At 69.1% G+C, this 24,605-nt stretch carries 20 protein-coding genes; 8 read left to right on the top strand and 12 right to left on the bottom strand.

Annotation, left to right across the window (positions count from 1 at the left end; all coding sequences use genetic code 11):
• From DBO33_RS39805 to DBO33_RS39825, 5 genes are all read left to right on the top strand, one after another.
• Positions 1-558, top strand: coding sequence for a TetR/AcrR family transcriptional regulator (locus DBO33_RS39805; RefSeq protein ID WP_107660996.1), 558 nt, complete (start codon positions 1-3; stop codon positions 556-558).
• A 78-nt stretch (positions 559-636) separates the two neighbouring features.
• A complete protein-coding gene (locus tag DBO33_RS39810) occupies positions 637-1,368 on the top strand; it encodes a ZIP family metal transporter (protein WP_107659623.1) in 732 nt (243 codons plus the stop codon).
• 92 nt (positions 1,369-1,460) lie between these two features.
• Positions 1,461-1,691 carry a hypothetical protein gene (locus DBO33_RS39815; RefSeq protein WP_107659624.1) on the top strand — a complete coding sequence of 77 codons (231 nt, stop codon included), beginning with the start codon at positions 1,461-1,463 and terminating at the stop codon, positions 1,689-1,691.
• Positions 1,691-2,173 (top strand): Clp protease N-terminal domain-containing protein, encoded by a 483-nt coding sequence (locus tag DBO33_RS39820; RefSeq protein ID WP_234391294.1) that lies wholly within the window; start codon positions 1,691-1,693, stop codon positions 2,171-2,173. The genes DBO33_RS39815 and DBO33_RS39820 overlap by 1 nt, the downstream gene beginning before the upstream one ends.
• Positions 2,173-3,228: a serine hydrolase domain-containing protein gene (locus tag DBO33_RS39825; RefSeq protein WP_107659625.1), complete on the top strand. Its 1,056-nt coding sequence runs from the start codon at positions 2,173-2,175 to the stop codon at positions 3,226-3,228. The genes DBO33_RS39820 and DBO33_RS39825 overlap by 1 nt, the downstream gene beginning before the upstream one ends.
• A 57-nt stretch (positions 3,229-3,285) precedes the next feature.
• Here the strand turns inward: DBO33_RS39825 and DBO33_RS39830 are convergent, their stop codons facing one another.
• From DBO33_RS39830 to aceA, 4 genes are all read right to left on the bottom strand, one after another.
• Complete coding sequence (locus DBO33_RS39830) at positions 3,286-4,890, bottom strand: DEAD/DEAH box helicase (RefSeq protein WP_107659626.1); 1,605 nt, start codon at positions 4,888-4,890, stop codon at positions 3,286-3,288.
• Between the two features lie 335 nt (positions 4,891-5,225).
• Complete coding sequence (gene metE / locus DBO33_RS39835; protein ID WP_199856899.1) at positions 5,226-7,529, bottom strand: 5-methyltetrahydropteroyltriglutamate--homocysteine S-methyltransferase; 2,304 nt, start codon at positions 7,527-7,529, stop codon at positions 5,226-5,228.
• Positions 7,530-7,619: 90 nt separating this feature from the next.
• Positions 7,620-8,492 (bottom strand): 3-hydroxybutyryl-CoA dehydrogenase, encoded by an 873-nt coding sequence (locus tag DBO33_RS39840; RefSeq protein WP_107659627.1) that lies wholly within the window; start codon positions 8,490-8,492, stop codon positions 7,620-7,622.
• A 196-nt stretch (positions 8,493-8,688) separates the two neighbouring features.
• Complete coding sequence (gene aceA, locus DBO33_RS39845; protein ID WP_107659628.1) at positions 8,689-9,978, bottom strand: isocitrate lyase; 1,290 nt, start codon at positions 9,976-9,978, stop codon at positions 8,689-8,691.
• 516 nt (positions 9,979-10,494) lie between these two features.
• On the opposite strand from aceA, the gene DBO33_RS39850 reads away from it, so the two are divergent.
• Entirely contained in the window at positions 10,495-11,628 is a 1,134-nt protein-coding gene (locus DBO33_RS39850; RefSeq protein WP_107659629.1) for an alpha/beta hydrolase family protein, read from the top strand.
• Between the two features lie 49 nt (positions 11,629-11,677).
• Here the strand turns inward: DBO33_RS39850 and DBO33_RS39855 are convergent, their stop codons facing one another.
• The 7 genes from DBO33_RS39855 to DBO33_RS39885 form a co-directional block, all read right to left on the bottom strand.
• Positions 11,678-11,869 (bottom strand): hypothetical protein, encoded by a 192-nt coding sequence (locus tag DBO33_RS39855; protein WP_107659630.1) that lies wholly within the window; start codon positions 11,867-11,869, stop codon positions 11,678-11,680.
• A gap of 125 nt (positions 11,870-11,994) precedes the next feature.
• Positions 11,995-12,189, bottom strand: a complete 195-nt coding sequence (locus DBO33_RS39860) for a hypothetical protein (protein WP_107659631.1) — start codon at positions 12,187-12,189, stop codon at positions 11,995-11,997.
• Between the two features lie 101 nt (positions 12,190-12,290).
• Complete coding sequence (gene puuE, locus DBO33_RS39865; protein ID WP_107659632.1) at positions 12,291-13,211, bottom strand: allantoinase PuuE; 921 nt, start codon at positions 13,209-13,211, stop codon at positions 12,291-12,293.
• Complete coding sequence (gene alc, locus DBO33_RS39870) at positions 13,208-14,245, bottom strand: allantoicase (protein ID WP_234391295.1); 1,038 nt, start codon at positions 14,243-14,245, stop codon at positions 13,208-13,210. Before alc ends, puuE begins: the two co-directional genes overlap by 4 nt.
• Positions 14,242-15,432, bottom strand: a complete 1,191-nt coding sequence (locus tag DBO33_RS39875; RefSeq protein WP_107661000.1) for a DUF6986 family protein — start codon at positions 15,430-15,432, stop codon at positions 14,242-14,244. Before DBO33_RS39875 ends, alc begins: the two co-directional genes overlap by 4 nt.
• A 38-nt stretch (positions 15,433-15,470) precedes the next feature.
• Positions 15,471-18,293 (bottom strand): molybdopterin-dependent oxidoreductase, encoded by a 2,823-nt coding sequence (locus tag DBO33_RS39880; RefSeq protein ID WP_107659633.1) that lies wholly within the window; start codon positions 18,291-18,293, stop codon positions 15,471-15,473.
• The gene (locus DBO33_RS39885; protein WP_107659634.1) at positions 18,290-19,141 is read right to left on the bottom strand and encodes an FAD binding domain-containing protein; all 852 of its coding nucleotides are present in this window, start codon (positions 19,139-19,141) and stop codon (positions 18,290-18,292) included. The genes DBO33_RS39880 and DBO33_RS39885 overlap by 4 nt, the downstream gene beginning before the upstream one ends.
• 595 nt (positions 19,142-19,736) lie before the next feature.
• On the opposite strand from DBO33_RS39885, the gene DBO33_RS39890 reads away from it, so the two are divergent.
• Together DBO33_RS39890 and DBO33_RS39895 are read left to right on the top strand one after the other, a co-directional pair.
• Positions 19,737-20,420: a 2OG-Fe dioxygenase family protein gene (locus DBO33_RS39890; RefSeq protein ID WP_159080742.1), complete on the top strand. Its 684-nt coding sequence runs from the start codon at positions 19,737-19,739 to the stop codon at positions 20,418-20,420.
• Positions 20,413-21,645 (top strand): M20 family metallopeptidase, encoded by a 1,233-nt coding sequence (locus DBO33_RS39895; RefSeq protein ID WP_107659636.1) that lies wholly within the window; start codon positions 20,413-20,415, stop codon positions 21,643-21,645. The genes DBO33_RS39890 and DBO33_RS39895 overlap by 8 nt, the downstream gene beginning before the upstream one ends.
• 7 nt (positions 21,646-21,652) lie before the next feature.
• Here the strand turns inward: DBO33_RS39895 and DBO33_RS39900 are convergent, their stop codons facing one another.
• The gene (locus DBO33_RS39900) at positions 21,653-24,538 is read right to left on the bottom strand and encodes a tetratricopeptide repeat protein (protein WP_107659637.1); all 2,886 of its coding nucleotides are present in this window, start codon (positions 24,536-24,538) and stop codon (positions 21,653-21,655) included.
• Between the last annotated feature and the right edge of the window lie 67 nt (positions 24,539-24,605).

The raw sequence follows: 24,605 nt of genomic DNA on the forward strand, positions 1-24,605 counted from the left end.
GTGGGAACCCGAGACGACCTGCTCGCCGCGGCCAAGCAGTGCCTGGCCGAACGCGGCTACGCGCGCACCACCGTGCGCGACATCGTGGCCGCCTCCGGCACCAACCTGGCCGCGATCAACTACCACTTCGGCACCCGGGACAAGCTGCTCAGCCAGGCCATGATGGAGTCGAGCGCGACCGCGGTGCAGGCGATCCTCGACTCGCTGCCCGCCGACGACACCGCCGATCCGGCCGTCCGCATTCGCGCATTCCTCGAGGCACTGATCCGCTCGTTCACCGAGGAACGGCTGCTCTGGTCCGCCAATATCGAGAGCTTCGTGCAGGCGCTGCACTCCCCCGAGCTGCGCGCCGAACTCGGCACCGCGCAAGCCCGTGCGCGCCAAGCGCTTTCACGTGTGGCCGACAGCGCCACACCCGATCCCGCCATCGGCGCGGTGGTGCAGACCCTGATCGGCGGCCTGCTCGTCCAATGGCTGATCGACCCCGCCAACGCGCCGTCCGCCGAGACCATCGCGGCAGGCCTGCGCGCACTGGCCGCGGCGGCCGACCCGGACTGAGTACACGGGGTAACCGCCCGGCGAACCCACCGGCCCGTGCTACCGTTCCCGCCCGTGCCGTTCACCGATGCTGGAACGATGGCGATTCTGCTGGCGCTGGTTTCGATGTGCTCCACGCTGTTCGGCGGTTTCGTCGCGGTGCGCATCGGCGACCGCCGGCACCTGGTGCTCGGCTTGGCCGCAGGCGTGATGCTCGGCGTGGTCTTCTTCGATCTGCTGCCGGAGGCACTGGAACAGTCCGGCCAGCACGTTCTGGGGGTGCCCGCGGCGCTGATCGCCGCGGTGGTCGGGTTTCTCACCATCCACGTCATCGAACGCGCGGTCGCCGTGCACACCGGACACGAGCAGGAATTCGGCTCGCACACACACGGTTTCGAATCCGTCGGCCTGCTTGCCGCATCCGGCTTGATCTTTCACAGTCTGCTGGACGGTTTCGGCATCGGTCTCGGCTACCAGGCGGGCGCCACCGTCGGCGCCGCGGTGGCGATCGCGGTCATCTCGCACGACTTCGCCGACGGCTTCAACACTTTCACCATCTCCACCCTCTACGGCAGTGCGCGCAAGCGAGCGCTGACCCTGCTCGCGCTGGACGCCATCGCCCCGGTGGTCGGCGCGGTCCTCGGCACGCTCATCCAGGTACCGGACGGCGTAGTCGGGCTCTACCTCGGGTATTTCGCCGGGTTCCTGCTGTATCTGGCCACCGCGGACATCCTGCCGGAAGCACACGCCGTCCACCCCTCCCGCCTGACCCTTGCCTGCACCGTGACGGGCGCGGGAATCATGCTGCTCGTGGCCGCACTGAGCCACTGAGCCACTGAGCCACTGAGCCACTGAGCCACTGAGCATCGACCGCTAGCAACCAAGGTTGACTATCTGCAATTTAGTCAACTAAAGTTGCTTGCATGCCCACCCCTGAAATCCCGGATTCCGGCGACCCCGCCGACCGGCTCGCGGCCGTGGTCGCGTTGCGGCGCTTGGCCGATCAGCTGGAGGACGCCGCCGTCGAAGAGGCCATGCGGACGGGCTGGAGCTGGCCGCAGGTCGCCGAGGCGCTCGGCGTCACCCGGCAAGCGGTGCACAAGAAGCACGCCAAGCGGCTCATCGCCGCGGGCGTCAGCCTGAGGAGGCGATGATGATTCTGACCGCATTCGACGAATACCTGCATACGGTCCTCACCGAGGGCAGCAGCGAGGCGCAGCGGGACGGCTCGGCGACCGTCGAGGCCCAGCACCTGCTGCTGGCGATCGCCGCGCAGGAGGGCACCGCGCCGCAGCGTGTCCTGGCCGCGGCCGGGCTGGATCACCAGGCGATCCGCGACGCGCTGCACCGCGAGTTCGAGCACAGCCTGAGCGCGGCGGGTGTGTCCCTCGCCGGGCTGGATGTGCCGCGCGCGAAGGGCTACGGCAAGGGCTCCCCGAATGTCGGCGCCTCTACCAAGCTCGCGCTGGAGCGCGGGTTCGGTTCCGTTGCGCGCAAACGAGATCCGCGGCCCGCGCACGTGCTGCTCGGCATTCTGCGGGCCGAGGTCGGGACGGTACCGCGCGCGCTCGCACTGGCCGGTGTGGACCGGACCGAGCTACAAGCCCAGGTGCAGCACACTCTCGAGGAAGCGTGATGGCAGCGCATCCGGAGGTTCAGCAACTGCTGGACGAGGCGGTGCGTGAGCGCGGCCTGCCGGGCATCGTCAGCGAGATCCGCGACGCTCGCGGCCGCTGGTTCGGTGCGGCAGGGGTGGCCGACACCTCGACCGGCCGCCCGCGTGCCGAACATGAGCAGTTCCGAATCGGCAGCGCCACAAAGGCGTTCACGGCGACGGTGGTCCTGCAACTGGTCGCCGAGGGCAGGTTGAGCCTCGACGACACGGTGGAGCGGTGGCTACCTGGACTGGTGGCAGGCAACGGAAACGACGGCAGCGCGATCAGCATTCGGCAACTGCTCGACCACACCAGCGGGCTGTTCAACCACACCGACGACGAACAGGTGCGCTCCGCCGAGGGCTGGCGGCCCGAACAGCTGGTCCGCATCGCGACCACACACCCGCCCTACTTCGCCCCCGGTGCGCACTTCCGATACGCCAACACCAACTACATCCTCGCCGGACTGCTCATCGAGCAGGTGACGAATGCCCCACTCGCGCAAGAGATCAACCGCCGGATCTGCGAACCTCTCGGCTTGACCGGAACCTACTGCGCAGGCGCCGCGACCGAAATCCGCGGGCCGCACCCACGCCACTACTCCACTTTGTTCGACCCCACGCCGGACGCCACGGTCCACGACATCACCGAAATGGACCAGACCTGGGCCGGCGCCGCAGGCGACATGGTCTCGACCACCGGAGACCTCCAGGTCTTCTTGCACGCACTGCTGACCGGGCGGCTGCTGCCACCGACCCAGCAGCGAGAAATGTGGACCACCGTGTCCACCGAAGGCGCGGAGTGGGTCCCGGACACCAGATATGGCTGCGGCGTGTTCGAACAGCAGCTGCCATGCGGCACAACGGTTTACGGTCTCGGCGGAGCCACTATGGGCTCGTGGATGTGGGCGATGGGCAGCCGGGACGGCGAGCGCATCGTGGTGACGCACACCAACGGCGACTGGAACGACCCGCTGGAGGTCTTCCTCGCGGTGCTGGACACCCAGTTCCGCTCGACTATGCCGGCCGCTCACTGAACGACAAAGGCCGCCTCCCCGTATGGGAAGGCGGCCTTGATCTTTCAGCTAGTGAACTTAGGCGCGCGCGGCAGGAGCCTGCTCACGGGTCGCCCGGGTGCGCGGCGCGGCGCCACGGACCGGCCGGGCCGCGGAACGGCCCGCGTTGTCGAAACCATGGGCTGTGGCGCCGTTCGCGCCACGCCCGGCCCGGCTGCGCGACTGGCCACCGGCGACGTGTGCCGCGGCGTCGCCGCCACGCCCACCACGACCACGCGACTGACCACCGGCGACACCGCGCGACGCGGTGTCATCGGTACTGCGCGCGGTCCGGCTGCGCGGCTGCCCACCGGCGGGCGCGCCGTCACGTGCGCCACGACTACGGGCCTGACCGGCAGGCGCGCTGTAGCGACGATCGCCACCACCACGGCGGTTGCGGTTGCCCTGTCCTTCGGAGGTCGACGCCACAGGCATCGCGCTCGGTGCGACCCGCGGCGCGACGGTGCCGACCAGCGCCGTCACCGGTGCGGCGTCCGCGGTCACCCGCTGCGAGGCGACATTGATGTTCGCCTTGCGCAGCAGTGCCGCGACGTCGCGGCGCTGCTCGGGCAGCACGACGGTGACGACATCACCGGAGCTGCCCGCGCGGGCGGTGCGCCCGGAGCGGTGCAGGTAAGCCTTGTGCTCGGCGGGCGGATCGACGTGCACGACCAGCTCGACGTCGTCGACGTGCACGCCGCGCGCCGCGATATCGGTCGCGACCAGCACGCGAGCCGAGCCGTTGGTGAAGGCGGCCAGGTTGCGGTCGCGGGCCACCTGCGAGAGGTTGCCGTGCAGGTCCGTCGCGGGAATGCCCGCGGTGGTGAGCTGCTTGGCCAGCTTGCGGGCCTGGTGCTTGGTGCGCATGAACAGGATGCGGCGGCCGGAGCCCGCGGCCAGCGTCTCCACCAGGATCCGCTTGGCCTCGACGCCGCCGACCTCGAAGACGTGATGGGTCATCGCGGGCACCGGCGAGTCCGCCGTGTCGACCGAGTGCGTGGCCGGGTTGCGCATGAACTGCTTGACCAGCTTGTTCACGCCGTTGTCCAGCGTCGCGGAGAACAGCAGTCGCTGGCCGCCGCTCGGGGTCGAGGCGAGGATGCGGGTCACCGCGGGCAGGAAGCCGAGGTCGGCCATGTGGTCGGCCTCGTCCAGCACGGTGATCTGCACGTCCTGCAGCGACACCAGACGCTGACGCATCAGGTCCTCGAGCCGGCCGGGGCAGGCGACGACGATGTCGACGCCGGTGGAGAAGGCCTTGGCCTGCCGGTGCTGGGAGACGCCACCCATGATGGTGGTCACCTTCAGCCCCGCGGCGGTGGCCATCGGCTCGAGCGCGGCGGCGATCTGGGTGGCCAGCTCACGGGTCGGGGCGAGGATCAGGCCGCGGGGACGGCGGCCCGGCTTGCGGTCTCCACCGGCGAGGCGGTCGACCATCGGGATGGAGAAGGCCAGCGTCTTGCCGCTACCCGTCTTGCCGCGGGCGAGCACGTCGCGACCGGCCAGGGTGTCGGGCAGGGTGGCCGCCTGAATCGGGAACGGAGCGGTGATGCCGCTCGCCGTCAGGGCGCCGACCAGCTTCGCGCCGACGCCGAGAGCGGCGAAGGACGTGGTGGCGGCAGGGTTCGAAGAAGGATTCGTCATATGAGGTGGGTGTGCCTTCCAGGCATCGGGGTGTACCCCAGCGCTGCGCAGGACTGCCGTCCGTGCGTTCGGTGTTATGACACCCAGCTGAGGCGCCGACGCGAAAGGTAAGACATCCACGACGGATCGAGAGGGAGCGTGAAGATCAACGCTTGCCTCGGGTAACTCTACCGCAACCTCGAGTATTCCTCGACGCCAGGTTGCCAGTGGGTTACGTCACTCCTCGCCCGGGCCAGGAATGACCGGCGCAGGCTCGCCCATCTGTGATCCAGCGCCGGCGCACCGCCAACGAAAACCGCCCCCTGCGAAAACAGGGGGCGGCCAACGTAGTTCGGCTACTCGCTCGCGAGCGCGCGTCTGCGCACCCGTCGCGCCGCGGCCACCATGTTGCGCAACGACGGCTCGAGCTGCCAGTAGTGCCTGGTCTTGAGCCCGCCGTCCGGATTGGCCCATAGTCGTTCCGGCGTAATGGCTTCCGCCGCGGCGGTGAGCAGTTCGTCCAGCTCGTCGATGTCCGGGATCCGCGCCGAGCGGCTCTCGTAGACACCGGGACCGACACCGTGGCTCAGCCCGTGGTCGGTGCCGCTGTCCGCCTTGAGCGCCTTGACCACCCAGTCGATCGAGCGGGTAGCCACGATCGCGGTGACGTCGCAGTCGAGTTCCTCGATCGCCTCGACCACCTCGGCGCGGCCGGAATAGCCGATGTGCGTGTGGATCTGGGTTTCCGGCTTCACCCCGGAGGTGGCCAGCCGGAACGCGCCGACCGCCCAGCGCAGGTACTCCGCCCGCCCCTCGGGCCGCAGCGGCAGCATCTCCCGCAGCGCGGGCTCGTCGACCTGGATGATCGCGATGCCGGCCCGTTCCAGGTCCACCACCTCGTCCCGGATGGCCAGCGCCACCTGATCCGCGGTCTCGTGCAGCGGCAGGTCCTGCCGGACGAAGGAGCGCGCGAGCATGGTGACCGGACCGGTGACCATGCCCTTGACCGGCTTGTCGGTCAACGACTGGGCGTAGCTGATCCACTCCACCGACATCGGCGCGGGCCGCGACACATCGCCGTAGATGATCGGCGGCCGCACGCAGCGCGATCCGTACACCTGCACCCAGCCGAAGTGGGTGGTCGCGAAGCCGTCGAGCAGCTCGGCGAAGTACTGGATCATGTCGTTGCGCTCGTGCTCGCCGTGCACCAGCACGTCGAGCCCGATGTCCTCCTGCAGCCGGATCGTCGCCTCGATCTCGGCTTCGATCCGCTTCTTGTAGTCGTCGAAGGACAACCGGCCCTGGCCCAGTTCGTAGCGGGCCTGCCGAATCTTGTTGGTCTGCGGGAAGGAACCGAGCGTGGTCGCCGGCACCGGCGGCAGATTCAGCTTGGCCTGCTGGGCCTCCCGGCGCACCGCGTACGGCTCGCGCGCCCGCATATCCGGCGTGACCGCGTAAACCCGTTGGCGCACCGCGTGTTTCTGCTTGAAGTGCACCTCGGTCGGTCGCTTGCGCCAGCTGTCCGACGGGCCGTCGGTGAGCGCCTTGGCGAGCGAAACCACCTCGCCCACCTTCTGTTTCGCGAAGGCGAGCCGGTCTGCGACATTACCGAGGATGTCGTACTCGATGAGCAGGTCGTAGGGCACGTGCAGCAGCGTGGTGCCGGTTGACACGACCAGGTCCGGGCACACCTGTGCGAGCTGGTTGAGGTACTCGAGCGTGACGTAACGGTCGGCGCGCCAGACGTTCTGACCGCTGATCACCCCGGCGTACAGGCGCTTCCGGCGAATGCCCGGAATCTCCGCGAGCTCCTCCGGCCGGATGCGGTAGCTGGCCAGGTCGAGCCCGATGGCCTCGACATTGCTGGCCGCCAGGATGCGCAGCGCCTCACCGAAATCGCCGTACTGACCGGTGACGAGCATGCGCGGCCGCAGCGGCGCCTTCGAAAGCCGTTGGTAGGCAGCCTCGAACGCGGCCAGCTCGGCGGGCGTGCGCTCACTGGTGAACGCGGGCTCGTCCAGCTGCACGCAGGTGGAGCCGCGCTTGGCCAGGATCTCGAAGAGCTCCTCGTAGGCAGGCAGCAGCCGGTCGAGCAGCTTCAGCGTGTCGAACTCGTCCTCACCGGGGACCTGCCCCGCCTTGGACAGCAGCAGCAGCGACACCGGGCCGAGCACCACCGGTCGCAGCTCGATGCCCTGCGCCTTGGCCCGGTCGAATTCGTCGAGCAACGCCTCGGGATGCAGCGAGAATTCGGTGTCGGCGTCCAATTCCGGCTGGCGGTAGTGGTAATTGGTGCCGAAGAACCGCACCAACTCCAGCGGCGGCAGATCCGGCCTGCCGCGCGCCATCAGGAAATAGAAGTCCAGCGGATCCATCTCGTCGCGGAACGGCTCGAACCGCTTGGGCACCGCGCCGAACATCAGCGCGTTGTCGAGCACGTGGTCGTAGAACGAGAAGGTATTGCCGGGGACCTGGGTCAACCCGGTGGCGGCGAGTTCGTTGAACTGCCGTTCCTGAATGTCACGGCCCACCGCGAGCAACTCTTCGCGGGGAATCGCACCGCGCCAATAGGCCTCGAGTGCCCGCTTGAGTTCTCGATGCGGCCCGATGCGCGGATAGCCGAGAATGCTCGACCCGTAGCCGTCGGTCACGTTCACCATGAGCGCGCTGCTCCCTTCGATGGCTGTGCGGCGCCCACTACGAAGACTGGACGCCGCACGCTATTGCGCCTGGGTTGAATCGAAACGAGCTCAGGCCCGGTTGTACTGGTAGAAACCGGCGCCGGTCTTCTTGCCGAGCAACCCAGCTTCGACCATACGCATGAGCAGCGGCGGAGCCGAGTACAGCGGCTCCTTGAATTCCTGGTACATCGAGTCGGCGATCGACTTGACGGTGTCCAGGCCGACCAGGTCGGTCAGCGCCAGCGGGCCCATCGGGTGCGCGCAGCCGAGCACCATCGCCTTGTCGACGTCGTCCTTGGTGGCGAAGCCGGACTCGACCATCCGGATGGCCGAGAGCAGGTACGGCACCAGCAGCGCGTTCACCACGAAGCCGGAGCGGTCGGCGGAGCGCACGACCTGCTTGTCCAGCACATCACCGGCGAATGCCTCGGCCCGCTTGGACACGGCCTCGCTGGTCTTCAGCGTGGTGACCAGCTCGACCAGCGGCAGCACCGGCACCGGGTTGAAGAAGTGCATGCCGACCACGCGCTCGGGCTGGGTGGTGGCGACGGCGATCTTCATGATCGGGATGGAGGAGGTGTTGGAGGCCAGCACCGCGGACGGGTCGGTGACGACCTTGTCCAGCTCGGCGAAGATGGCGGTCTTCACCTTCTCGTCCTCGAGCACCGCCTCGACCACCAACTGGCGGTCGGCGAAGTCGTTGAGGTCGGAGGTGAACCGCAGTCGCCAGGCGGCCTGCTCGCGTTCCCGCTCGGTGATCTTGCCGCTGCTGACGCCGCGGTCCAGCGAACGAAGGATGCGGGCACGACCCGCGGCGGCCAATTCCCTGGTCTGTTCGAAGACGAGCACGTCGACGTGCGCCCTGGCACACACCTCCGCGATTCCGGCACCCATTTGTCCGGCGCCGATGACACCGACGCGTTGAATCTTCTCGCTGCTCACGTCCCGCTCCTGCTGTTGGTCTGGCTAGTCGGTGGCTGGAAGGGGTGTGCTCTGGTGTGAGCGGCCCTTCGATGGTCCAAGGTATAGGGATGCCCTCCCCGCCGGGGCTGTTCAGGCGGGGAGGGCGGTACACCCCTACAGGGGGTTATCGGTATTCACGTCGGGAACCTCATTCCCTGAGCGAATCACGAGTGGCTCAGTGGAACTGGCCCTCTTCGGTGGAGCCCTTCAGCGCCGCGGTGGACGTGTTCGGGTCGACCGTGGTGGCGATGGTGTCGAAGTAGCCGGCACCGACCTCACGCTGGTGCTTGATGGCGGTGAAGCCACGCTCGGTAGCGGCCTTGAACTCGCGCTCCTGCAGGTCGACGAAGGCGGTCATGCCCTCACGGGCGTAGCCGTAAGCCAGGTCGAACATGCCGTAGTTGAGCGAGTGGAAGCCGGCCAGGGTGATGAACTGGAACTTGAAGCCCATCGCGCCGAGCTCACGCTGGAACTTCGCGATGGTCGCGTCGTCCAGGTGCGCCTTCCAGTTGAAGGAGGGCGAGCAGTTGTAGGCCAGCAGCTGGTCCGGGAACTCGCTGCGCACCGACTCGGCGAACTTGCGCGCGACCTCGAGGTCCGGCACGCCGGTCTCCATCCAGATGAGGTCGGCGTAGGGGGCGTAGGCCTTGGCCCGCGCGATGCAGGGCTCGATGCCGTTCTTCACACCGAAGAAGCCCTCGGCGGTGCGGGTCCCGTCCAGGAACTCCCGGTCGCGCTCGTCCACGTCGGAGGTGATCAGGGTGGCGGCCTCGGCGTCGGTGCGGGCGATGATCACCGACGGCACGTCGGCGACGTCGGCGGCCAGGCGCGCGGAGGTCAGGGTGCGGATGTGCTGCTGGGTGGGGATCAGCACCTTGCCACCGAGGTGGCCGCACTTCTTCTCCGAGGCCAGCTGGTCTTCCCAGTGCACACCGGCGGCACCGGCGGCGATCATGGCCTTCTGCAGCTCGTAGGCGTTCAGCGCGCCACCGAAGCCGGCCTCGGCGTCGGCGACGATCGGCGCCAGCCAGTTGCTGACCGAGGTGTCACCCTCGACCTTGGCGATCTCGTCGGCGCGCAGCAGCGCGTTGTTGATGCGGCGCACCACCGACGGCACCGAGTTCGCGGGGTACAGCGACTGGTCCGGGTAGGTGTGGCCGGACAGGTTCGCGTCACCGGCGACCTGCCAACCGGACAGGTAGATGGCCTTCAGGCCGGCGCGGACCTGCTGAACCGCCTGGTTACCGGTGAGGGCGCCCAGCGAGTTGATGTAGTCCTCGTTGTTCACGAGATCCCAGAGGATCTCCGAACCGCGGCGAGCGAGGGTGGCCTCTTCGACGACGGTGCCCTGGAGCTTCGACACCTGCTCGGCGGTGTAGTTACGGGTGACGCCCTTCCAGCGGGGGTTGGTGTCCCAGTCCTGCTGGATTTCCGCAGCGGTCTTCGGGGTGCCGGCGTTCGACATCTCTGACTCCACTTCCTCGTTTTAAGTCGATTGCCCCACGGCCGAGCAGTGAAACAGCTCGAACTGCTGGAGCGGCAATTTGCAGGCTTGCTAGGCCCATGGGGTGTACTTCCACACGATTGCACAATGCGAAATGGCCGTCTACCTGTTGCTAATGCGAATCTAAGCTAGGTTTCGATCCCGGTTTGCTAACTTTGCGAAATTAGCGGGCTAATTGCAAACGGTGAACCTACCGGCTGGTAGCCCTGACGTGCGGTTTTAGCGTAACGCTCGTACTGTTAGAGATCGGCGGCACATCGGTCGTCGACCGGGCGCGGCATTCCGGGTTGTGAGGACGTTCACAAGTCCGGGCGGGTGCCGCCCATGTGGGCCACGCCACCCTCGCCTGGGCCGGGCGCGCGGCGTCGGGCAGACTGAGGCGAATCCGAACTTGGACATGCGTCCGGCGCCCTGGCGTCGCGAACGGCAGCACTGCCTGGACAACCGACAGGGCTGCGCACCCGAACAGGAGTCCCCATGCGGAAATCGGTCCTAGCCGCTGCGTTCACCCTCGCCTGCACCGCAGGCCTGCTGAATCTGCCGGTCGCGACAGCGGCGCCCGCTGGCACGGTCGAGTCGGTCGCCCCGCTGACCCCGGCCGCGACCCTGCCGGGCTCGGTGAACTCGGCCCGCCTGCTGTACAGCTCGACCACCGCGAACGATGTGCCCGCCACGGCGAGCGCGGCCGTCTACTTCCCACCGGGCGAGCCACCGGCGGGCGGCTGGCCGGTGATCGCCTGGGCCCACGGCACCGTCGGCCTCGGCGACAATTGCGCGTACAGCGTCGCGGGGCCCGGGGCGGTCGAACGCGACTGGGCCTATCTCGGAACGTGGCTACAGCAGGGCTACGCGATCGTCGCCGCCGATTACGCCGGGCTCGGCACCCCGGGTGAGCATCCGTATCTCAACGGGATCGTGGAGGCGCACAATGTCGTCGACGCGGTCCGGGCGGCCACCGCGCAGTATCCGTCGCTCGCCAAGAAGTGGGTGGTCGTCGGCCAGTCCCAGGGTGGCGGCGCGGCCGTCTATACCGCGCGCTACGCCACTGAATTCGGCGGTCCGGAGCTCGACTACCGCGGCGCGGTCGGCACCGGCGTACCCGCGTATATCGAGGACATCCTGACTCCGCTCGGCCCGGGCATGCCGCCGGTGAAGCTGAGCCCGCACTCCACGGGCTACACGCTCTACATCCTCAACGGGCTGCGCACCACCTACCCGGAGCTGAACATCGAGTCGTTCCTCACCGACGCGGGCCGCTCGTGGCTGGCCAAGGCGCGCGAGGACTGCCTGGTACCGCTCGGCGACGAGCTCGCGGCCGCGGGCGTGGTGCTCGGCAACCTGTTCAGTAAGCCGCTCAACCAGATCCCCGACCTGCACGGACTGCTCACCCGCTACCTCGGGCTGCCCGAATCCGGCTACGACAAGCCGGTATTCCTGGGCCAGGGACTGCGCGACACCGACGTCATCACGCCGGAGACGCTGCGATTCGCCGCCGTATTGCAGGCGAACGGGCAGCCGGTGCGATTGCACACCTACCCGGAGGACCACAGCGGCGCGGTGAACGCGTCGCTGCGGGATTCGGTGCCGTTCGTGCGTGGCCTGTTCGGCTGATCCCCCCGCGGAACTGCGCGGCCGGTCCCCCGCCGGCCGCGCATTTCGGCTAGCCGGACAGGCTGGTGAGCGTGCACATCATTACCGCGAGCGGGTGGATGACGCCCTCGCAGCTCTTGGCGACCGACTCGACCGGGGTGTACTCGCCCAGCGGCAGCGGGGCCGCCGTGGCCGCTCCGCTGCCGATCAGGGTTGCCGCGCCGACCAGGGCGGCGGCGACAATTCCACGTACTGCGAACATTCGAACTCCTCATGCATCAGCTGGACGCCGAACCTGTCGGCGCGCACAAGCATTGCACGACTCGAATTGTGTTGCCGCATAACCGAGTCGGCGCAGCGATCAGCTGCCCAGCGGCGGGCCGCCCGCTAGCCGGACAGGCTGCTGATCATGCAGACCAGCAGGGCGAACGGGTGGGGGACGCCGCCGCAGGTGCCCTGAACGGTCTCGACCTGGGGCGCGTGCGGCTCGAGCGGCAACGGCGCCGCGGCGGCCGATCCGGCGCCGATCAGGGTGGCGGCACCGATGATGGCGGCGGCGGCGAATCCACGTACTGCGAACATTCGAACTCCTCGTGCATCGGGTAGACGGCCGAACCTTAATCGGCGAGCCCCTCGCTACGCATGACCCGAATTATGTTGCCTCGTCCGACCCGGCGCGGAAGTCAGCCGGTCCGCGCCGGATGGACCCGGCGCCAATGCTCGGCGATATCGATGCGGCGGGTGATCCATACCTTGTCGTGCGACTGCACGTGGTCCAGGAAGCGTTCCAGCGCGGCGGTCCTGGCCGGGCGGCCGACGATGCGGCAGTGCAAGCCGATCGACAGCATCTTCGGACTGCCCTGCGCGCCTTCGCGATACAGCACATCGAAGGCGTCGCGCAGGTGCGCGAAGAACTGCTCGCCGGTGGCAAAGCCCGCGGCCGAGGCGAACCGCATGTCGTTGGTGTCCAGCGTGTACGGCACCACCAGGTGGTCTCGGCCGTGCACGGTGACCCAGTAGGGCAGGTCGTCGGCGTAGGAGTCCGCGTCGTAGACGAAGCCGCCGTGCTCGACCACCAGCTCCCGGGTGTTCGGGGAGTCGCGCCCGGTGTACCAGCCCAGCGGTGCCGCACCGGTGAGTTCGGTGAGGATGCGCACCGCCTCGGCCATTTCCGCGCGTTCGGTGTCACGGTCGGTCAGCTGGTAGGACTTCCAGCGCAAGCCGTGACAGGCGATCTCGTGGCCGAGTTCGCGAAAAGCGGCTACCGCCTCCGGGTTTCGCCGCAGAGCGTGGGCGACAGCGAAAATGGTCAGCGGCAGGCCGCGGCGCTCGAAAACGCGCAGCACGCGCCACAGCCCGGCGCGGGAGCCGTACTCGTAGAGCGACTCCATGCTCATGTGCCGGTTCGGAAAAGCCTGCGCCGGCGTCATTTCCGAGAGGAAGGTCTCCGAGTGCTCGTCGCCGTCGAGCACGTTGAGCTCGCCGCCCTCCTCGTAGTTCAGCACGAACTGGACGGCGATCCGCGCATCGCCGGGCCACTGCGGATCGGGCGGTGTCGGGCCGTAGCCGAGGAAGTCGCGGCTCGGCGCGACCGGCTCGCTCATCCGCCGAGCTCGCCGAACAGCCGCAGCCGGGCGAGACCACCGTCGGGGTAGATGTCCAACCGCACCTCCTCCACCGACGCCGCCATCGGCGCGATGGCGAACTGGTGCCTGGTGTCGGGCAAAAGATCGGTGCGCGGCAGCAATTCGAGCTCGGTGCCGTCGTTGGTGCGCCCGGTCAGGCGCGCCGCGCCGGGACTGTTGCCGAGGAAGTACGAGGTGTCGATCTCGGCGAGCCGGATCAGGCCGGGCCCGGCGAGCCGGATCCGCACCCAGTCGTTGCCGTCGTCGCGGCGGCGCGCGGTCTCCCAGCCGTCGCCCATCCGCCGGGCCAACCCGGGATACAGCAGCTGATTCGGCGAACTGTAGAAGCGGTTGGAGCAATCGAGCACCAGCGCACCGTTTTCCAGCGCCGCCAGATCGAGCGGGCCGAGCCCCAGCAGCCGGGGGTCGGGGCTGCCCTCGCCGTGCACCCGCAGCCGCGCCACCCCGCCGTCGGGGTGCATGGTGAGTTTGACGTGGGTCCACCGCCGTTCGCTCGCGACGGCGAACGGATTGCGGCTGTCCCCGGCCACTGGCGCGTGGTCGATCAGCGTTTCCCAATCGTCGCGGGCGGCAATGCTTTCCGCGGACGGATAGTCGGCGACCTCCAGCGCGGCCACCGAGACCGCGGGCGGATAGTTGCCCTTGAACCAGGCGGTGTCGACCACGACGCCGCGGATCACGCCGGGCACGCCGAGCCGCACGATGGCGAAGTCGTCGCCGGGACGGCCGCGGTGCCTGCGGGTTTCCCAGCCGTCGTAGACCTGGCCCTTGTGCCCGAAGGTCGCCGGCTGGTACTCGGCCGGACCCGGGTTGATCAAATTCTCCTTCTCCGCGAAGAATTCGTCGTTCGCCCAGATCACCGAACCGCCGAGCGGGCGAACGGCCAGGTCGGGCAGCAGGGTGAAGTCCGCGGCGGGTGCCGCGCTGCCCGTGGGATGGACGCGCACCTGCGGCGCGGATTTCCCGCCGCCGGTGACGATTTCGGCGGTCATGACCGTACCTCCTGCGGAATCGGCGCTCGCGTGACCAAGGCACGCAATACCGCCGGTGACAATTCGGGCGCTCGGGCGGCGAGGTCTTCGGCGGTCCGGGCGCCACATTCCACGCCGCGTAAGACGGTGGCCGCCAACGCTTCCGCGGTGGCCGGTTCATCCATGACCCCGCCCGAGCGGCGGTCCAGGTAGGCCTGCAACCGCGGCACGGCCACGTCGATCGCCTGCCGGAAGAAGTCGTAAGTCGCCAGCCAGCGGGTGACCAGGTGACCGGGGTGCATGTCCCAGCCCTGGTAGTAGCCGCGGCGCAGCGACCGGCCGACCAGGCGGTGGTGATTGCGCAGCGCCGCTTCCGGCTCGGTGTCCGGCACGATCTGGGTGGAGCCGTCGCACACCCACACGCCGGTCTGCGCGGCCGCCACCTGCATGACCGATTTCGCGTAGTCCGCGGCGGGGTGGTCGAGTGCCTGGTCCGGCGCGGCGACACCGCAGGCGGCGGTGTAGTCGTAGGTGCCGAAATGCAATGCGCTGCATCGGCCCTCGGCCAGGCCGATCATGCGGGCGATCGGCGCGGTGCCGTCGGCGGCGATGATCGCCTGCGGACTCTCGATCTGCAGCTCGAAGCGCAGCGTGCCCGCGCGCAGCCGGTAGCCGCTCTCCAGCCCTTCACACAGTGCGACCAGCGCCGGGACCTGCTCGGCGGCTCGGATTTTGGGGACGGTGAAGACGAAACCCGCAGGCACGTCGACCATGGCCGCCAGCACCAGCTCGAGGGTGCGCACGGTGCGGTTGCGTTCGCCGACGGCCAGACCCTTCGTCCGGATTCCGTAGCTCTGCGGACGGTACGGCGTATAGGCCCAGGTAGCGAGCACCGCTCCCGCGGCACTGGCCGCCTCGTCCTCCTCCGCGTCCGTGCGGAAGCCGTAACCGTCTTCGAAGTCGATGCGCAGATCCTGAATCGGATCCTGCGCCAGCCGCTTGCGCACGTCGGGTAGCGAACCCGTCGAATCCAGCTCGGCCAGCAGGTCGTGGTGGCGATCGAGCAACTCGACAGCCGCCGCGCCCCAGGTGCTCGGGGTGTCCTCCATGATCCGGTCGGCCGGCACATAGGCGGTGTGGATCGGCTGCGCCCGCCCATCCGTCCCCGGATAGCGCGTACGCAACTCCGTGTCGACGGTATCGAGCATGGCATCGATCCTGGCCCGGACATTCTCCGGCAACCGTGTCACCTTCGGTCTCCTTCCTGCATGGCGCGCCAGATCCGATCAGCCGTCATCGGCAACCGATCAGGCCGCACCCCGACAGCATCGCGTATCGCGTTCGCCAGCGCCGGGGCGACCGGGTTGTACGGGGACTCGCTCATCGACTTGGCGCCCAGCGGGCCGAACTCGTCGGCGGTGTCGGCGAAGTACACCTCGGTGCGCGGCACGTCGGCGAACTGCGGAATGTGATAGTGCCGCAGGGAGTGCGTGGTGATCACGCCGCGCTCGCTGCGCATGTCCTCGTACAGCGCCGTGCCGATGGCCTGCGCGACGCCGCCCTCCACCTGCCCGCGGCACTGCACCGGGTTGAGCACGGTCCCGGCGTCGGCGGCCTGGATCGACTGGAGGATGCGCACCGCGCCGGTGTCCGGATGCACGGCCACCCGGAAGGCGTGCACGTTGAAGCTCACCGAGCGCGGCGTGCCCGCGTGCTCGCCGTGCGCGGTCAGTTCGCCGTCGGCCAGCAACTCGGTTACGCCAAAAACCTGGTCGCCGCACCGGACTCCGTGGGCGACCAGCACGCAGTCGTGCTCGGGCAGCCCGGCCAGCTTCGCCGCTCGGGCCAGCAGCAGTCTGCGCAATTCGAGCGCCGCCGCGTAGCTTGCCTTGCCCGCCACCACGATTCCGGTGGAGCCGAACGCGCCGGTGTCGTGCCCGATCAGATCGGTGTCGGATTGCCGGACCACGATGCGCGCCGCGTCGGTCTCCAGCGCCGTGGCCGCGAGCTGCGCGTGCACGGTGGTGGTGCCGTTGCCGAATTCCGCGGTGCCGACCCGGAGTTCGTACCGGCCGTCGGGCAGCAGGGTGATCGTCGCGTCCGCCGAATGCCCGCGTGGCGGGATGGTCGCGATCATCGCCACCGCCATGCCGGTGCCGGTCCGCCATTGCGGGCCGGGCGCCGCTGTTCCGTTGCCCCGCAACAGTGCTCGTTCGGCCAGGTCGAGGCACTGGTCCAGGCCGTAACTGCCGAAGCTCAGGTCGCTGTCGTCCACCTCGGCGCCGACGAACTCGTCACCGGGCACCACCACATTGCGCCGCCGGAACTCGAACGGATCGATGCCGAGTTCGCGCGCCAGCTCGTCCAGCGCGGACTCGATCCCGAAGATCACCTGCCCGAGTCCGTAGCCGCGGAAGGCGCCGGAGGGAATGTTGTTGGTGTACACCGCCTGCGCGTCCACCCGCTTGTTGGCGCAGCGGTACACCTCGATCGACTCGCCGACGCCGTGGAACATCACCCCGGCACTGTGGTTGCCGTACGCGCCCGCGTCGGCGAGCACGTCGACCGCCAGTGCGGTCAGCACCCCGTCGGCGCCAGCGCCCGCAGTCACCTCGACCCGCATCGGATGACGGCAAGTGGCCGAGGTGAACTCGTCTGCCCTGGTGAATTCGTACTGCACGGGCCGCCCGGTCCGCAGTACCGCCAGGGCGATCAGGTCCTCGGCCAGCATCTCCTGCTTGGCGCCGAACCCACCACCGACCCTGGTGGCGAACACCCGCACCTGATCGCGCCGCAGCCCGAACACCTGACAGAGTTCGTTGCGCACCAGGAACGGCACCTGGGTACTGCACCGGATGACCAGCCTGCCCTCGCCGTCCAACCAGCCGATCCCGCCGTGTGTTTCAAGATGCACGTGTTGTCCGCGCGGCGAATGCCACACGCCGCGCACGACTTTCGCCGCCGCCGCGAACCCCGCCGACACCTCGCCGACCTCGCCGTGGATCTCGGCGATCAGATTGCGCGCCGGATCCGCGATCCGCGCCGAATCCGGTTTCTCCGCATGGAGTTTCGGGGCATCCGGCGCCAAGGCCTCGGCCGGATCGAACACCGCGGGCAGCACCTCGTACTCGACCTGCAAGGCCCGGCAACCGGCGCGGGCAGCCGCCGAACTCTCCGCGACCACCGCCGCGACCCGTTGCCCGGCGAAGCGCATCGTGCGATCGAGCACAAAGGTGTCGTCGGGGTCGTCGGCCCGCAACTCGTGCCGGGCGGTGGAGAACGCCACGTCCGGCGCGTCCGCGTAGGTGAGCACGGCGTGCACGCCCGGCAGGGCCTCGGCCGCTGCCGTGTCGATGGACACGATGCGGGCGTGCGCGTGCGGACTGGGCAGGACCGCAATGTGCAGTGGCGCGGTGGGCGGCGAGACCTCAGGTGCACCAGGAGAATTCGCTTCCTCGGTGCCGTCGTTCGCCACCGACGGCATGGCGTCGAGATCGATGTCGAAGGTGAACGGCTCTGCGCCACGCACGATCCGCGCCCCGGCGGGCGCGCCGACTCCGCTACCGGCGCGTCCGGCGACCGCGTGCTCGTGTCCCGCGCATACTCCGGCGCCATCCGCTTCGGCAGGTGCTCGGCCGGTCAGCGCCTCGGCGATGGACCGATAACCCGTGCAACGGCACAGGTTTCCCTTCATCAGCTCGGGCAACTCGGCGTCGGCTGGGCCGTCTTCGGTACCGCAGCCGAGCCCGGCCGCGGTGACCACCATTCCCGCGGTACAGAACCCGCATTGGAAGGCAGCGTTCTCGACGAAGCTGCGCTGCACGGGATGTGGGTCTTCGGCGGTGCCGAGCCCAGCGGCCGTCGTGACCGCACGACCGGCGACCCGATGAGCCGGAATCAGGCAGGAGTGCACGGTCGTTCCGTCGAGCTGCACCGAGCAGGCACCGCAATCGCCGGTGTCACAACCCTTTTTCACGGACGAAGTGCCTTGCTCGCGCAGCAGAGTGCGCAGGCACTGACCCGGGCGTGGTTCGGCCTCGACGGGCCGGCCGTCGACTTCGAATCTCATGACCGCCCCCCATCACGTAGCTCGTCGGCGACCTCGCGAGCGAGTACGCCGGTGACATGGCGACGCCAGTCGGGCGCGCCATGCGGGTCGTCGAACCACAGCGACGGAGCTATCCCGGCGACCATGGCATCGATCTCGGCCTGACTCGGCGGCGCGGCGAAATCCAGCACGACCGGCCGATCGGTAGCGGCGGTGATGGTGACGACGCATCGACCACTGGGCTCACGGCGCCCCATCACCACGGACCCGGACCGGCCGAGCGGCGCGAGCGCCACCTTCCGGAAACTGGTGTGCGCCAGCAGACTCGCCGTCGGCACGGTGATCGAACGCAACACCTCGCCGGCCCGCAGCACATTCTGCTCCGGACCGAGTACGAACTCCCGCAACGGAATCCGGCGGTCCGCACCGTCCCGATCCCACACCAGCGCGACACCGTCCAGTGCGGTCAACGCCGCGAGCACACCACCGGCGGGCAACGACAGACACACGTTGCCACCTACCGTGGCAGTGCGCCAGATCTTGTGTGACGCAAGCAAAGCCCGGCAACCCTGCGCGAACAGCCTTGTCCCCGGCCAGTCTTCGCGCAGCAACGGCGCACCGAGCTCGCGACCTGGCACCGCGCCGGCGAACTCGGCCAGCGTGCAGGTCGCCGCGATCTCCAGCCCGTCCGGCACCACGGTGTACGCGGGCCAGCCGAGCGCGGTGATGTCGATCAGCCGGTCGAGCTGGTTGTGCGGCTCGGAGAACAAGTAGGTCCCGCCGGCGAGCACCGCGCACGAACCACCGACGGCACCGAGGTCAGCGCGTTTCCGCGCCACCGACACCTCCCGGATCGTGTCCAGGTCCACGTCTCACCTCACTTCATTGCCGCTACGGCCACAGTAGGAGCGGGGAGTTGCCGCAATGTTGCACAACTCCCGCCCCAGATTGCGCGGCCGTTACCTGACCGCCCACTCCGCTTCCCGGGATCGCCCGCACACCCCCGCGGCACTCGACGTCCGTTCCGTCCGCCCCGAGCCATTCAGAGGCGGCACCGTTCCAGTATCCCGCACCTGCCCTGAACTGGCCCAATGCCAATTCAATACCTGCCGGTCTATTTATCCCGGCTACCCGCACAGGCCGCGAGAATCGCGTGCCGGCACCACCCCCGCGCGACACGCCGCACCCCCGGTCCACGGCGCGCTGTCGACACGCGCGATCGAACACGTTCCACACTCGACAACCGGGCAGCCGCCGGATTAATCTCCATCGCGGCCCGCTCTGTGTGACATTTCCCACGCATCGCCGGACCGTCCCTTACTGATGTGGGCCACCGGCGGCGCCTGCTGTCGGCAGCCATGCCCCGACGCGGAAGGGCCACCGATCACCGCCAACCAGCGGGCGGCGACCGCCGACCCCGAGTTGCCAGTGCCCCGCGCCGCGGACGCACCGTCCTCCTGGCTGATGACAGCGGACGATTTCCCCCTGACCGAGCGCGACCTCCATGTCCTGCGTCGCACGTTTCGGGACGACACCGAACTCGACCACTGGCTACCGGGCGGCGAACAGTACCGCCGCCGGGCATACCAGTGCTTCGACCTGGCCACAGCTCGGTTGGCCGAGGACGGGCCCGGCGCCCTCACCGCGATCGACCAGCCGCCGCCGTATGTGCAGTCCAAGCAGATCAACCCGGTGGCCGGCGATATCGAGCGCACCTTCGAGCTGATCCCGCCCGAGCACCCGGCGACCGAGCCGACCAAGCAGATCGCCGCCGCCGTCGCCCGGTTGCTCGCGGCCAACGGCGTGCTGTCGGCGCACACCACGCCGCACTGCCTAGTCGACGCCCACTACATGCGCCTGATCGCGCCCGGCCATCCCGCGCCGGAGGGTAAGCACCGCGACGGCCTGATCGCGGGCTCCGCACACCTGATCCAGCGGACCAATGTCACCGGCGGCGTCTCCGCCCTCTACGATCGCTACGACCCGGACCGGGAGCTGTGCGGCTTCGTCCTGGAAAACCCACTCGACTCCTACGTCTTCGACGACGAACGGGTACTGCACTACACGACGACAATCACGGTGACCGATCCCGACGCGGGCGCCGGGTTACGCGATGTCCTGCTGATCGGATTCAGAAAGCGTGAATAGTTCGACAACGACCTTCGTCGACCAGCTGCCCCGGCTGCTGCCCGACGACGAGCTCGTGCAGCTGGCTGCCGGGCTCACCGCGGTCCCCTCCTTCACCGGACAGGAGACGCCGCTGGCGTTCCATGTCCGGAATACCCTCGCCCGCAACGACATCCACGCCTACCACCAAGAGGTACAGCCCGGCCGCCTGCAGACGATCGCGCGGCTCGGTCCGGAGCACGGCACCCCCGCGCTGCTGCTCAACGGCCACCTCGACATGGACCCGCTCGGCCGCGACCAGCCGGGCAAGCCGTTCACCGCCCGGCGCGAGGGCGACCGGCTCTACGGTGCGGGCCTGCACAACATGAAGAGCGGTCTCGCGGCGATCCTCGGCGCGGCGATAGCGGTGCGCCGCAGCGGAATGGCGCTGCGGCGTCCCCTGCTGCTGGAGTTCGTCGTCGGCGAGCTGCAAGGCGGGGTCGGCACCAAGCACGCCCTGCGCAGCGGGCTCACCGCCGATGCCGCCGTGGTTCCCGAGCCGTACTCAGTGCGCCGGGTGATCACCCGCACCGCCGGAGTGCACAAGTTCGCCATCGTGGTGCGCGGCACCACCGCACACACCAGCAGGCACCACGAAGGCGTGGACGCGGTCGCGGTGTTGCGCCGCGTGCTCGATCTGCTCGACACCGCGGACCTCGGCCTGCGTAACAGCGAATTCCCGCCGCTGCCAAGGCTTCAGGTGGCCAGCCTGATCGCGGGCCGCGGCGAGGCACACGATCTGTCCGGGGTGAGCTACTGCTCGGACAAGGCCACCGCCCTCGTCGATCTGCGCTATCCGCCGCCGCACGAACCGCACAACGTCAGCAAGGCCATCGATATCGTGCTGGACCGCGTGCGCGATGCCTTCCCCGAGGCCCAGATCGCAGTGGAGCACCCGGTCGATCCGCAGTACCGGGTCGGCGGCACCGATATGCCGCCGATGGACATGCCCGCCGACTGCGCGGTGGTGCGCGACATCGCCGAACTGCTGCCGCGGGTCTCCGATTTCCAGGTCGAGGAGACCGGACTGGCGCTGCCCTACTCCTACTGCGGCAACGACACCACGCACCTGAGCCGGGCGGGCATCGAATGCTGCCTGTTCGGGCCGCGCGGTGCCACGCCCGACACCGAACACCACGTGCTGATCAGCGAAATGCGGGCCTGCGCAGACACTCTCGCGCTGTTGACCGAACGGCGCTGCGGATAAACCGCGCTCACCTGCCTCGGGTGCGCAACTCCGTGCGCATCTGCGCCGCGAGCTGCACCCCGATGCTGTCGTACAGTGCGACCGCCTGCGCGAGCAGCGCTTCGGCCTCGCCCCGGGCGCCGGTCGCCGACGCGACCCCGGCCAGGCTGCGCAGTGCGTCGGCGCGCCCCAGCGGATCGCAGATCCGGTACGCGACACCCATCGATTCGGTGTAATACCTTCGGGCGGAGTCGAATCGGCCGAAGTGCCGCTCGATATGCCCGAGCCCGCGCAGCGCGTCGACCTGCCCGAGCGGGTCATTGATCTCGACGGCGATCTCGTAGGCACCCTGGAACATGTCGCGGGCTTGGGCGGGCGATCCCGACTTACGCGCGAGATTGCCGAGGCCCCACAGGGTCCAGCCCTCGCCGTAGCGGTCGTGGATGCGGCGCGCGATCTCCAGCGCGTCGTCGAAATAACGCCGCGCCGTCTCGTGGTCACCGACCAGCCGTTCGATGTGGCCGAGCCCGCGCAGCGCATCGCCCTCCAGCTTCTGATGATTCAGGCTCCTGGCGATGTCCAGCGCCTCGGCGTAGCGGCGTTCGGCGCCCTCGGGGTCGCCGAGGCGCCGGATCACCTCCGCGAACCCCCACTGCGCGGTGGCGATGCGCACCGGATCGTCGATCGCCTCCGCGATGGCCAGCGCCTGCGCCGAGCAGTTCCACGCGGCGCGGTACTCCGACGAGGCCCGCTCGACATGCGCGAGTCCGTCCAGGGCGTCGCATTCGGTGGGCCGATCGTCGATATCCCGGGCAATGGCAAGCGCTTCGCTGAAATAGCGTCGCGCCGCCTTGTGGTCGCCGGTGACCCGCGCCGTCTGCCCGAGCTCGCACAGCACGGCCGCGTGGCACTGCCGATCGGTCAGGTCCACCGCGATCTCGCTGGCCAGCCGGAACCCGGCGCACGCCTGCTGGTGCTGCCCGATCAGCCGGTCGATACGGCCCTTGCCCACCAGCGCCCAGGCTTGCGCGCGCCGATCGGCGATCTCGACGGCGATATCCAAGGCCCGTGCGTAGAGGCGCAATGCCAGCGACCAGTGACCGGTGCCGGACAGGTGCGAGGCCAGGCGGGTGGCCAATTCCGCTGCCGCCGAGGAGGCTTCGGCGCCGCGCAGGCAGCTGACCAGCATCTCGCGTTCTCTGGTGAGCCAGGCTCTGGCCCGCGCCGTGTCGGCGGACGGGTTCGAAAGATGTTCGCTGCCGGACGGATCGAAGAGCTGATGTGTACTGGCCCGGCGGGCCACCGCGAGACCGGCCCCGACCAGGCGGTCGACCACCTTCGCGTACTCCACCGGTGCGTCCTCCCGTTCGGCGTGCAGGCGCGCGCACAGCCGGGTCAGGTCGTGCATCCGGTAGCGCGGGCCGCCGGGACCGCCGGGCGACGGATCCAGGAAGCCTGCCTCGAAAAGCCTGCGCACCAACGTCTTCCCGTCACGCAGCGGCACCGCGGCCATGGTCGCCATCGCCTCGGCGGTGATCTCCGGCCCGGGGAACCAGCCGAGCAGCCGGACAGCGCGCTGCAGCCCGGCATCACCCAGCCGCTGATACGACAGCTCGAACGCGGCCCGCAGCGATTCGTCCTCGGCCGCGAACCGATCCAGCAGATGTTCGGTCGCCGAACCATTCGTGCGATCCGCGGGGGCGCGCTTGATCCGCTCGGTCAGTTGCGCGATGTCGGCCGCGCTGTCGGCCAGCATGGCCTCGCCGTGGTGCGCGATCTGGCCGCCGATCAGCCGGATGGCCAGGGGCAGCCGGCCCGCGGTCTGCAGAATCTGGCGCACCGCGCCCCGATCGTAGCCCGACCGCAGATTACCCAGTTTGACCAGCAACTCCTCCGCCTCGTCCCACTCCATCACGTCCAGCCGCAGCGGTGCCGCCTCGGCCAGCCCGGTGAGCTTGCTCCGGCTGGTGATCAGCACGAAACAGCCCGGCGCCTGCGGCAGCAGCTGTTTCACCTGGGCGCTGTCGAGCGCGTTGTCGAATACGATCAGCATCCGCCGCTGCCGGGTCGCACCGCGCCAGCGGTGCGCCCGTCCGGCCAGGTCCGCGTCGATGGTCTCGCGCGGCACGCCGATCTGCAGCAACAGTTGCTCGAGCACGTCGACCGGTTCGCGCGGCTCCCGGCCGAGGGTGTACCCGTGCAGGTCGACCCAGATGGTGCCGTCCGGGTAGTGCTTACCGAAGATCGCGACCGCGTACCTGGCCAGCGCCGTCTTGCCGATGCCGGTGAGCCCGACGATGACGTGCACGGCGACCGTCCCGCTGCGCAGGTGCGCGGCAACCCGTTCGCGCAGCTGCGTTTTCGGACCTTCCCTACCGGTGAAGTGCGGCACCTCGGCGGGCAGGTCGCGACCCGCGCGCACCGGCTGGCGGCCGACGGATCGCCTGGCCACCACCTCGTGATACTCCAGCCGTTCCGCGTGCGGCATGTAGGACAGATCGGCGAGGTCGATCAGCTGGTCCCAGGTCGTACCGTAAATGGTGGCAAGGTTTTTCAGCACGCGAATGGTGGGCCTGGCACCGCTGGGCCGGTGGTCCTCGTCCTCGGGTTCGGTGCCATCCCTGGCGAAGGGCCAGGCCTCGTACTCCGAGATCCGGCTGGCCTTCATCGCCGCCCGCGCGCTGTCGGTCAGCTCGTTGTACCGCTCGGCGACCGCGGCCTGGGTCAGTCCGTTGGCGTAGCGCCAGGCCGCGCGTGGCCGGTATCCGCGCTGGCGCAGTTCCCCCGCCAGCGGTTCGAGCAGCTGCAGCTCGGTCAAACCCAAGTCCGCCAGTCGATCACGCAGGCGCCGCCGTTGCTCGGCGGTGAGGGTGCCGCCGGGACGCCGGTGGTCGGTTCGGCCGGATCGATCCATCCCGCCACCCTCCCGCGCGCGATGCCTCCGGCAAGGGCGCGGCCTGCGCCAGGAGAATCGAGACGCT

Origin of the sequence: Nocardia suismassiliense (assembly GCF_900269665.1) — a bacterium.
Taxonomy (GTDB): Bacteria; Actinomycetota; Actinomycetes; order Mycobacteriales; family Mycobacteriaceae; genus Nocardia; species Nocardia suismassiliense.

Bases quoted from the DNA above. Each gene is read 5' to 3' on its own strand.
- DBO33_RS39815 (WP_107659624.1), top strand. From the start codon at position 1,461: ATGCCCACCCCTGAAATCCCGGATTCCGGCGACCCCGCCGACCGGCTC.
- DBO33_RS39900 (WP_107659637.1), bottom strand. From the start codon at position 24,538: ATGGATCGATCCGGCCGAACCGACCACCGGCGTCCCGGCGGCACCCTC.
- puuE (WP_107659632.1), bottom strand. From the start codon at position 13,211: ATGAGCGAGCCGGTCGCGCCGAGCCGCGACTTCCTCGGCTACGGCCCG.
- DBO33_RS39850 (WP_107659629.1), top strand. From the start codon at position 10,495: ATGCGGAAATCGGTCCTAGCCGCTGCGTTCACCCTCGCCTGCACCGCA.
- DBO33_RS39875 (WP_107661000.1), bottom strand. From the start codon at position 15,432: ATGCTCGATACCGTCGACACGGAGTTGCGTACGCGCTATCCGGGGACG.
- DBO33_RS39830 (WP_107659626.1), bottom strand. From the start codon at position 4,890: ATGACGAATCCTTCTTCGAACCCTGCCGCCACCACGTCCTTCGCCGCT.
- DBO33_RS39825 (WP_107659625.1), top strand. From the start codon at position 2,173: ATGGCAGCGCATCCGGAGGTTCAGCAACTGCTGGACGAGGCGGTGCGT.
- DBO33_RS39860 (WP_107659631.1), bottom strand. From the start codon at position 12,189: ATGTTCGCAGTACGTGGATTCGCCGCCGCCGCCATCATCGGTGCCGCC.
- DBO33_RS39810 (WP_107659623.1), top strand. From the start codon at position 637: ATGGCGATTCTGCTGGCGCTGGTTTCGATGTGCTCCACGCTGTTCGGC.
- DBO33_RS39890 (WP_159080742.1), top strand. From the start codon at position 19,737: ATGACAGCGGACGATTTCCCCCTGACCGAGCGCGACCTCCATGTCCTG.
- aceA (WP_107659628.1), bottom strand. From the start codon at position 9,978: ATGTCGAACGCCGGCACCCCGAAGACCGCTGCGGAAATCCAGCAGGAC.
- metE (WP_199856899.1), bottom strand. From the start codon at position 7,529: ATGGTGAACGTGACCGACGGCTACGGGTCGAGCATTCTCGGCTATCCG.
- DBO33_RS39855 (WP_107659630.1), bottom strand. From the start codon at position 11,869: ATGTTCGCAGTACGTGGAATTGTCGCCGCCGCCCTGGTCGGCGCGGCA.
- DBO33_RS39820 (WP_234391294.1), top strand. From the start codon at position 1,691: ATGATTCTGACCGCATTCGACGAATACCTGCATACGGTCCTCACCGAG.
- DBO33_RS39880 (WP_107659633.1), bottom strand. From the start codon at position 18,293: ATGAGATTCGAAGTCGACGGCCGGCCCGTCGAGGCCGAACCACGCCCG.
- alc (WP_234391295.1), bottom strand. From the start codon at position 14,245: ATGACCGCCGAAATCGTCACCGGCGGCGGGAAATCCGCGCCGCAGGTG.